Below are 9,457 nucleotides of genomic sequence, written 5' to 3' on the forward strand. Positions count from 1 at the left end.
CCAGGGGGCATGCACCCCCTGGACCCGCAGGCCAGCGCAGACAGCCCGGAAGGTGGAACCTCCCGGGCTGTCTGCGCTGGGGCGGCGCGGAACGGGCGCTGCGGAGGCGGGGGCAGAATGCAGGGACATTGGGCAGGAGCATGGGGCCGGAGCATGGACCCGAGCCGTGGGGCGAGAGGGATCAGGGGCTGCGCAGGCGCGGGGCGAGGCCGGGAGGACTTGGGAGAGAAGAAATGCGAGCGGCTATCTTTGCCGTTGACAGCCGGGAACGCCGGGGATAATCGCACTAATTAGGTAGTGTTTGACGCGCCAAACCAAAGGAGAATGCGTCATGACGAAAGAAAAGACTTTGGGCCTCGGCACCCGCGCCCTGCATGCGGGCCAGGGCGACGATCCCGCCACCCATGCCTGCGCGGTGCCCATCTACGCCACCGCGTCCTACAATTTCACCAGCACCGACCACGCGGCCGATCTCTTCGCCTTGAAGGAGTTCGGCAACATATACTCCCGTCTGATGAACCCCACCAACGACGTGCTGGAAAAGCGCCTGGCGGCGCTGGACGGAGGCGTGGGCGCGTTGTGCTTCGCCAGCGGGCAGGCGGCCATCACCGGGGCCGTGCTCACCCTGGCCCATGCCGGGCAGAATTTCATCGCCAGCAAGAGCCTGTACGGCGGCACCACCACCCTGTTCACCCAGACCTTCAAAAAGTTCGGGGTGGAAGCGCGGCTGTTCGATCCCGCCAAGCCGGAGGAGATCAGGAAGCTCGCCGATGCCAACACCCGCTGCGTGTACCTGGAAAGCGTGGGCAACCCAAAAAACGACGTGCCCGACTTCCAGGCCATCGCCGACGCAGCCCACGCCATGGGCGTGCCCATGATCGTGGACAACACCGTGACCACGCCCATGCTGCTTCGTCCCCTGGAGCACGGGGCGGACATCGTGGTCTACTCCACCACGAAATTCATCGGCGGGCACGGCGTGCATGTGGGCGGCGCGGTGGTGGACGGCGGCAGCTTCGACTGGGCGGCCGACCCCAAGCGCTGGCCGGACTTCGCCGCGCCGGACCCGGCCTACCACGGCCTGGTCTTCACCGAGGCCCTGAAGCCCCTGGGCAATCTGGCGTACATCATCCACATGCGCACCCACTGGCTGCGCGACACCGGGGCTTGCATGAGTCCCTTCGCGGCCTTCCTGTTCCTGCTGGGACTGGAGACCCTGCACCTGCGCATGCCCCGCCACTGCGAGAACGCCCTGGCCGTGGCCAAGTGGCTGGAGGCCCACCCGGCCGTGGCCTGGGTGAACTACCCCGGCCTGCCCAGCCACCCGGACCACAAGAACGCCCAGAAGTACCTCACCGCCGGGGCCGGGGCCATCATGGGCTTCGGGATCAAAGCCTCAGGACCTGGGGGCGGCAAGGAATCCGGCCGCATCTTCATCAACAACGTGCGCCTGGCCAAGCACCTGGCGAACATCGGCGACGCCAAGACCCTGGTCATCCAGCCCGCCACCACCACGCACCAGCAGCTCTCGGACGAGGAACAGCTGGCCGCCGGGGTCACGCCGGAGTTCATCCGGCTGAGTGTGGGGCTGGAGGACGCGGAGGACATCATGGCCGACCTGGACCAGGCCCTGCGCAAGGCGGTGGACTGCGGCGGAGCCTGCAAATGAGCGATCCGGCCTTCGCCTCCAGCGACGGCGCACGCGGCGCGGGCGAGCTGCCCCACGCGCGCACGCTGACCCTGCCCGGGCCGTTGCCCTTGCGCCTGGGCGGGCAGCTGCCCGAGGTGCGCGTGTGCTACGAGACCTACGGCCAGCTGAACGCCGCGCGCGACAACGCGGTGTATATCTGCCACGCTCTTTCCGGCGATTCCCACGTGGCCCGGCATGACGAAAACGACACGCCCGGCTGGTGGGACATCGCCGTGGGGCCGGGCAAAGCGGTGGATACCGACCGCTTCTTCGTCATCTGCGCCAACGTGCTGGGCGGCTGCCGGGGCACCACCGGGCCGTCCAGCATCGACCCCAGGACTGGCCGTCCCTATGGCGGCGATTTCCCGCGCATCGCCATCGCCGACATGGTGGAGGTGCAGAAGCGCCTGCTGGACGAGCTGGGCATCGCGCGCCTGCACGCGGTCATCGGCGGGTCCATGGGCGGCATGATGGCCCTCACCTGGGCCATAGAACATCCGGAGCGCCTGGACTCGGCCATTTTCCTGGCCACCACGCACTGTCTGTCCAGTCAGGCCCTGTCCTTCGACATCGTGGGCCGCAACGCCATCTTCAAGGATCCGCACTACAACGGCGGCCAGTACTACGACCAGGAGCAGAAGCCCGACGACGGCCTGGCCATCGCACGCATGATCGGCCACGTGACCTACCTGTCGGACCGCACCATGTCGCGCAAGTTCGACCCGGACCGCGAGCACCCGCGCGAGGTGGCCTACGCCTACGAGAAAGAGTTCAGCGTCGGCAGCTACCTGGCCTACCAGGGCGGGCGCTTTGTGGAGCGCTTCGACGCCAACAGCTACGTGACCCTCTCCCTCGCCATGGACCAGTTCAACCTGGGGCGCGACCACGGCAGCCTGGAGGCGGCCATGGGGCGCATCGCGTGCCCGGTGCTCGTCGCCAGCTTCCGCACGGACTGGCTGTTCCCCCCGGCCCACAGCCGCCGCATGGTGGACGCGCTGCTGGCCCAGGGCAAAAGCGTCAGCGCCATCGAGGTGGACAGCGACTGCGGCCACGACGCCTTTCTGCTGGAGAACGACCTGCACGTGTACGGGCCGCTCATGGCGGGCTTCTTGGACAAGGGCTGCGGCTGCATTTCCGGCGGGCAGGGTGACGAGGCCCAGTGCGGCGCGGCCGAGACCAACGTGCGCAGCATCTTCTTCCAGAACCGCCTGGACCTCACGCGCATCTCAGAGCGCATCGAGCCCGGCGCCAGCGTGCTGGACCTGGGCTGCGGCTCCGGCCAGCTGCTGGCCCAGCTGCGCGGACGCGGCAGCGGGGCGCTGCTGGGGCTTGAGCTGAACCCCCAGGCCATCGTGGACTGCGTGGCCCAGGGCCTGTGCGTGGTGCAGCGCGACCTGGACCAGGGCCTGCGCGCCTTTGCCGACGGCCAGTTCGACGTGGTGGTGCTGAGCCAGACGCTCCAGGCCATGCGCAGGCCGGACACGGTGCTGAAGGAAATGCTGCGCGTAGGCAAAACCGGCATCGTCAGCTTCCCCAACTTCGCCCATGCCGAGGCCGTGCGCCAGCTGCTGGAGAACGGCACCTCCCCGGTCACCGAGGGCCTGCCCTTTCCCTGGTGGTCCTCCCCGTCCATCCGCTTCTTCAGCATCAAGGACTTCGAGGCCCTGTGCGGGCAGCTGGGCATCCGCCTGCTCGCCCGCATCGCCATCGATTCCGCCACGGGCGAAGAGATCGAGGCGGACTACAACACCCGTGCGGACATGGCCATCTGCGTCTTGAGCGGCCCGGCCAGCGCGGCCGGAAACTAGGAGCACCGCCATGCAACTGACCCAGCGCTGCCAGTACGCCCTGCGCGCCCTGTTCCAACTGGCGCGCCAGGCCGAGGCCAGCCCGGCCGACCCCGTCCTCCCGGCCGGAGACATCGCTCAGGCCCAGGCCATTCCCAAGCGCTTTCTGGACGGCATCCTGCTGGAGCTGCGCCAGGCGGGCTTCGTGGAGTCGCGCCGGGGCAAGGCCGGGGGCTTCTGCCTGGCCCGGCCGGGCGCGGAGATCACCGTGGGCCAGGTCATCCGCCTGTACAACGGGGCCATGTCGCCCGTGGACTGCCGGGCCGGCACGGCGCAGCCCTGCCCACTCACCGGAGCCTGCGTGTTCATGAGCGTATGGGACCAGGCCCGCGCCGCCCTTGAGGGCGTGTACGATTCCGTGAGCCTGGCCGAGCTGGTGGAGCGTGAACGACGCATGTTCCCGCCGAAAAAGGGCTGAATCGGCCGCGCATACCCGTTGTTTCCGCATCGCGCGTCTGGGCCGCGAGGTTGCCACCCATACGTAGTCCTGCTATGTTTGGGGTCGCCCCCCGCACTCAACGGCTGCGCTTGTCCCGCAGCGCACTGGAGCACATGCCGTGACGCCGCCCCTGGACGAGGAAGATGCCGCAAGCAAAGCCCTGGCCAGGGAGAACGCCGCCCTGCGCGCCGAGCTGGAGCGGACCAGAGCCCGCCTTGCCGCCAGCGAAAACCGCACCCTGAGCCTGCTGGAAAACGCGCCCCTGGCCTACCAGTCCCTGGGCGCCGAAGGCCGCCTGCGCGCGGTCAGCCGAGGCTGGCAGGAGCTCTTCGGCTACACCAGGGACGAGGTGCTGGGCCAGCCCTTCCGCAGCTTCATCGCCCCCGGAGACCACGCCCTGCTGCTGGACAACTTCACGGCCATGAAGAGCACCGGCCGCTCCACGGGCTTCGAGTGCACGGCCCTGCGCAAAAACGGCGAGCCCTTCACCCTGAACATCGACGGCATGGCCGAATGCAGCCCCGATGGCGACTTCCAATGCACCCACTGCCTTCTGCGCGACATCTCCGCCCAGAAGGCCGCGCAGGCCGTGCTGGAGCAGCGGGAAAGCTTCTACCGGGCCGTGTTCGACTCCGCCGCGCTGCCCATCGCCATCGCCCGCAACCAGCGGCTGCTCTATGCCAATCCGTACATGGCCAAGGCCCTGGGCTTTGAGTCGCGCATGCAGCTTTTCGGCAAAGACATCAGCTGCTTCGTGGCTCCGCACCACATGGAGGAGTTCACCGAGCGCGCCAAACAGCGTGAACAAGGCTTAGGCGTGGCCAGCCAGTACGAAATCGACGTGCTGGACCGCTTCGGGCGCATCATGCCCACCCACGCCACGGTTTCCACCATCAACCTGCCCGACGGACCCGCCACCATAGGTTTTTTCCAGGACATCTCCGAACAGAAACGCATCGCCGATTCGCTCAAGCAAAGCGAGGCCCGCTTCCGCACCCTCTTCGACCAGGTGCCGTCCATCGCCGTGCAGGGCTACGACCAGAACCGCACGGTCATCTACTGGAACGCCGCCAGCGAAGCCCTGTACGGCTACCGCATGGACGAGGCCCTGGGCCGCACGCTGGACGACCTCATCATCCCCCCGCCCATGCGCCCGGCCGTCATCGAGCACATCCGCGCCTGGGCCGAGGACGGAGTGCCCATTCCCTCGGCCGAGCTTGAGCTGATGCGCAAGGACGGCTCGCCCGTGCCCGTGTTCTCCTGCCATGTGATGCAGAGCATGGGCGAAGGGCGCAAGGAGCTGTACTGCCTGGACGTGGACCTGAGCGAACTGCACGCCGCAAAGGGCGAACTGACCCGCGCGCGCGACGCGGCCGAGGCAGCCAACAAGGCCAAAAGCGAATTCCTGGCCAACATGAGCCATGAGATACGCACGCCCATGAACGGCGTGCTCGGCATGCTGCAGCTGCTTCTGGGCAGCAGCCTGGCCGGGGAACAGCGCGAATTCGTCGAGCTGGCCTTCCAGTCCTCGCGCCGCCTGCTGGACCTCCTGAACGACATCCTGGACTTCTCCCGCGTGGAATCGGGCAAGCTGCCGCTGGTGGCCGCGCCCCTGAAGCTCAAGGATCTGGGCGAATCCGTGCTGCGCGTGTTCGCCCTGAACGCCGAAAACCGGGGCCTCACGCTCTCGCTGCATGTGGACGAATCCGCCCTGCGGCCCCTTGTGGGCGATGAGGCCCGCCTGCGCCAGATTCTGTTCAATCTGGTGGGCAACGCCGTGAAGTTCACCCGTGAAGGCAGCGTGCGCCTGGAGATCTGGACCCGGCCCGACCCGGCCGCGCGGGGCCGCCAGCGCGCCTACTTCTGCGTCAGCGACACTGGCCCCGGCATCCCGGAAGACAAAATCCCCCACGTGTTCGAGCGCTTTACGCAGACCGACAGCTCCCAGACGCGCAAGTACGAAGGCGCGGGACTGGGGCTGGCCATCGTGAAGCGCATGGTGGAACTCATGGGCGGGCATATCGTGGTCGACAGCGAATTGGACCAGGGCGTCAGCATCTGCGTGTTCGTACCCCTGGCGCCCGCCGGAGACGACCCGGCGCGCACCGTCTTGGCCCAGGACGAGCTGACAGCCGCGGCCAACGTGCCCCTGTCCATCCTGATGGCCGAGGACGACCGCATCAGCCAGATGTACATGCGCCAGCAGCTCACCCGCCTGGGACACCAGGCCACCATTGTATCCAACGGCCTGGAAGCCGCGGAGACCGCCAAGAACCGCAGCTTCGACTGCATCCTCATGGATGTGCAGATGCCGGAAATGGACGGTCTGGAGGCCACCCGGGCCATCCGCGACTTCGACACCACGATCGGACGCCCGCCCGCCTGCATCATCGCCATGACCGCCTACGCCCTCACCGGCGACCGCGAGAAATTCCTCGCCGCGGGCATGGACGGCTACATCAGCAAACCCGTGCAGACCCCGGAACTGGAACGCGCCCTGGCAATCGCGCAGGAGCGCAAAGCCAAAAAGGCCTAGCCATAGAGAACCCCACCAGGGGGTGCATGCCCCCTGGAAAAAATATTCTCTTCGCCTTTCACCCTCTCCTATCCGTTCTTCTCCTCGCTGATGGCCTGCCAACGCAGTTCGCGCCGGCGCAGAGCCTGGCGATAGCGGCGTTCGGCCACCTCGCCTTTGAGGATCAGCGGCGGGGCGGGGCGCGGGTTTCCGTGCTCATCCAGGGCCACGAAGGTAAGGTAGGCGGAATTGGTGTGCCGCACCTCGCCGGTGAGCAGGTTCTCGGCCTCCACGCGCACGCCTATCTCCATGCTGGTGCGGCCGACCATGTTCAGGCTGGCCTTCAGGGTGACGAGTTCGCCCACGAACACGGGCTTCAGGAAGTCCATGCGGTCTATGCTGGCGGTGACGGCCCAGCCGCGCACGTGGCGCATGGCCACAACCCCGGCGGCGGTGTCGATATGCTTCAGGATGACGCCGCCATGCACGTTTCCGGCCGGGTTGGCGTCGTGGGGCAGCACCTGGTGGCTCATGGTGACGGCGGATTCGGCTGCGGTTTTGCCCTGCGTGGCGTTGGCGGCGCTCTGGCTGGTGTCTGGCATGGGCGGCTCCTGTGTTGCGCGGTCTTGGATGCTCGGGAAATGTAGGCCGCGCGGGGGCCAGGGTCAAGGCCAGCGCCGTGCCCGGCGGAGAGTGCTTGCGCTGGCGGGGCTTCCTATCCGGCGTGCCTCGTGCTACGCACGGGGAACAACATTTCGTTTGAGGAGTCCTGTCCGATGCAGACCATGTCTTTGCGCCGCACTGCGAGCGCGTTTGCGGTATTGTGTTGCGTTTTGGCTTTTGGCGCGGCCCAGGCGCGCGCGGCCTCCCCGGCCTATGCGGCCCCAGCGCCGGCTCCGCAGGGTGCGTGGGCGCCCGGCGCGGCCTGGAACTACAAGACCTTCCAGGACGCCATGCGCCAGTCCGGCCGTTCGGTGGAGATTCAGGAGAAGGACTTCGCGGAGTTGCAGTCGCGCAAGACCTTGGCCATGGCCTCCATCGAGAAGTACCTGAAACGACGCTTCGGCAGCGCCGATCCCGGCGTGCTGCAGGCCTTCCGCGAGCTGCCGCGCGAGTACTACCACTACGACTACCAGCGCAAGAAGCCCTTCGCCTCCAACTGCTACGAGCCCGCGCCCAAGCCCTGGGCCATCGGCTACGGCTCTGCCCTTTCGGACTACCTGGGCCAGGCGTACATGACGCAGCTGGCCAAGCCCAAGCCCGGCGACACCGTGCTTGAGGTGGGCACCGGCTCCGGCTTCCAGAGCTCGCTCCTTTCGCGCATCGTGAAAGAGGTCTACTCGGTGGAGATCATCAAGCCGCTGGGCACGGACGTGGCCAAGATCTACAAGCCGCTGGGGCTTGAGAACGTGCACACCCGCGTGGGCGACGGCTACTTCGGCTGGCCCGAGGTCAAGGGCGGCTTCGACATCATCATGGTCACCTGCGCGGCGCGCTACGTCTCGCCGGAGCTTCTGAAGCAGCTCAAGCCGGAAGGCCGCCTCATCGTGCCCATCGGCCAGCCCTTCAAGAAAGGCCAGGTGCTCTACGTGTTCACCAAGGACAAGACCGGCAAGGTCCATTCCCGCAAGGATATGGGCGTGTTCTTCATCCCCATGACCGGCAAGATCATGGAGCAGAAGTCCTAGGCGGCCGTGGACGGCAGACTGAACATCTCGGAGAGGGGTCTGCGCCGCGCGGCGCTGGCCCTTCTTCTTGTTTGGGCAGCGGGAGCGTTCTGCCCGGCCTTTGCGGCCGTGCCCGGCGGCGGCATGGCCATGGACGTGCTGAACTCCGTCACCAAGTCCCCGGCCTCGCGCCAGTCCAATTCGACCTTCGGCTCACCTTATGGATCGACTTCCGGCGCGGGCCCGTCCTCGACTGGCCCCGTGGCCCCGAAGCAGCCCAAGGCTCCGCTGGTGCCCGGCGCCAAGCCCCTCTCAGACGAGCCCCTGCGGCGCGACGACCGCCCGGCGGCCCCGGCTCGAAAGGGCGGCCAGAAGGGCGCACAGAAGACAGCCCCGCAGGCCCGGCAGCAGGTGCTGGTGCTGCCCCACGCCGGGGCCGAGCGCAAGGCTCTGCTGACCCTGCCCAAGGCCGCGCCGCTCAAGAAGGGCCAGGCCGCGCCCAAGGTGCCGGTGCTCATCGTTCTGCATGGCGCGGGCGGCTCCGCGGCGCAGGCCATGCGCCAGACCGGCCTGGCCGAGCGCGCGGCCGCGGCGGGCTTTCTGGCGGTGTTCCCGGAGGGCAGCGGCCCCAATGGCGCAGGGGGCGAGGGCCAGACCTGGAACGCCTGGACCTGCTGCGGCTACGCGCGCGACAGCCACGTGGACGACGTGGGCTACCTGTCCGCGCTCATCGCCCGCCTGCGCGCGGATTTCGCGGCCGACCCGGCGCGCATCCACCTTGTGGGCTTCTCCAACGGGGCCATGCTGGCCAGCCGCTTCGCGTTGGAGCGGCCCGGCGTGGCGGCCACGCTCACCTCCGTGGCCGGGTACCTGCCCTGCGACACGAAAGATCCGGCCGACAGCCTGCCCGTGCTGGTCATCCACGGCGCGCAGGACAAGGTGGCGCGCTTCGCCCCCACCGAGGCCAAGCCCGCCACTGGCCGCTATTGCGAGGACTACCCGGCCAGGGCTCAGGTGGACTTCTGGGTGCGCGGCATGAACCTCTCGCCCACGCCCCAGGTGCGGGACTCTGGCAAGACCCCCGCGCGGGTGGAGGACTACGCCCCCAAGGGCAAGGCGGGGCGCGGCAGCGTGCGCTTCGTCATCGTGAAGAACGGCGGCCACGCCTGGCCCGGCGGAGAACGCGAGCGCTACCGCTACTGCGACATGCCCACAACCGGCATTGACGCCAGCGCCCTTGTGCTGGAGTTCGCCAAGCGCTCCGGCGGCGGCGCGCCGCAACCGGACGCGGCCCAGGAC

The 9,457-nt window shown here is 68.0% G+C and carries 7 protein-coding genes; 6 read left to right on the top strand and 1 reads right to left on the bottom strand.

All coding sequences use genetic code 11. The annotated features are described in order from the left end of the window. Nucleotides 1-331 precede the first annotated feature (331 nt). The 4 genes from VN419_RS10650 (at nucleotide 332) to VN419_RS10665 (ending at nucleotide 6,512) form a co-directional block, all read left to right on the top strand. A complete protein-coding gene (locus VN419_RS10650) occupies nucleotides 332-1,669 on the top strand; it encodes an O-acetylhomoserine aminocarboxypropyltransferase/cysteine synthase family protein (protein ID WP_325647210.1) in 1,338 nt (445 codons plus the stop codon). Beyond that, complete coding sequence (metX, locus tag VN419_RS10655) at nucleotides 1,666-3,498, top strand: homoserine O-acetyltransferase MetX (RefSeq protein ID WP_325647211.1); 1,833 nt, start codon at nucleotides 1,666-1,668, stop codon at nucleotides 3,496-3,498. Before VN419_RS10650 ends, metX begins: the two co-directional genes overlap by 4 nt. A gap of 10 nt (nucleotides 3,499-3,508) precedes the next feature. Next, nucleotides 3,509-3,955 (top strand): Rrf2 family transcriptional regulator, encoded by a 447-nt coding sequence (locus VN419_RS10660; RefSeq protein WP_325647212.1) that lies wholly within the window; start codon nucleotides 3,509-3,511, stop codon nucleotides 3,953-3,955. 139 nt (nucleotides 3,956-4,094) lie between these two features. Next, entirely contained in the window at nucleotides 4,095-6,512 is a 2,418-nt protein-coding gene (locus VN419_RS10665; RefSeq protein ID WP_325647213.1) for a PAS domain S-box protein, read from the top strand. Between the two features lie 68 nt (nucleotides 6,513-6,580). On the opposite strand, the gene VN419_RS10670 is transcribed toward VN419_RS10665, so the two are convergent. Then, nucleotides 6,581-7,093 carry an acyl-CoA thioesterase gene (locus VN419_RS10670; protein WP_414652927.1) on the bottom strand — a complete coding sequence of 171 codons (513 nt, stop codon included), beginning with the start codon at nucleotides 7,091-7,093 and terminating at the stop codon, nucleotides 6,581-6,583. A 174-nt stretch (nucleotides 7,094-7,267) separates the two neighbouring features. Between VN419_RS10670 and VN419_RS10675 the strand changes: the two genes are divergently transcribed. Both VN419_RS10675 and VN419_RS10680 read left to right on the top strand, forming a co-directional pair. Continuing rightward, nucleotides 7,268-8,179 carry a protein-L-isoaspartate O-methyltransferase gene (locus tag VN419_RS10675; protein WP_325647214.1) on the top strand — a complete coding sequence of 304 codons (912 nt, stop codon included), beginning with the start codon at nucleotides 7,268-7,270 and terminating at the stop codon, nucleotides 8,177-8,179. A 6-nt stretch (nucleotides 8,180-8,185) separates the two neighbouring features. Continuing rightward, the coding region (locus VN419_RS10680) for an alpha/beta hydrolase family esterase (RefSeq protein WP_325647215.1) at nucleotides 8,186-9,457 on the top strand (1,272 nt) is incomplete at its 3' end.

The sequence above is a fragment of the Humidesulfovibrio sp. genome, from assembly GCF_035560995.1.
In the GTDB taxonomy this organism is placed as follows: Bacteria; Desulfobacterota; Desulfovibrionia; order Desulfovibrionales; family Desulfovibrionaceae; genus Humidesulfovibrio.

What these genes read in the sequence shown, in the direction of transcription:
- VN419_RS10650 (WP_325647210.1), top strand. Translation starts at nt 332, where the DNA reads ATGACGAAAGAAAAGACTTTGGGCCTCGGCACCCGCGCCCTGCATGCG.
- metX (WP_325647211.1), top strand. Translation starts at nt 1,666, where the DNA reads ATGAGCGATCCGGCCTTCGCCTCCAGCGACGGCGCACGCGGCGCGGGC.
- VN419_RS10660 (WP_325647212.1), top strand. Translation starts at nt 3,509, where the DNA reads ATGCAACTGACCCAGCGCTGCCAGTACGCCCTGCGCGCCCTGTTCCAA.
- VN419_RS10670 (WP_414652927.1), bottom strand. Translation starts at nt 7,093, where the DNA reads ATGCCAGACACCAGCCAGAGCGCCGCCAACGCCACGCAGGGCAAAACC.
- VN419_RS10675 (WP_325647214.1), top strand. Translation starts at nt 7,268, where the DNA reads ATGCAGACCATGTCTTTGCGCCGCACTGCGAGCGCGTTTGCGGTATTG.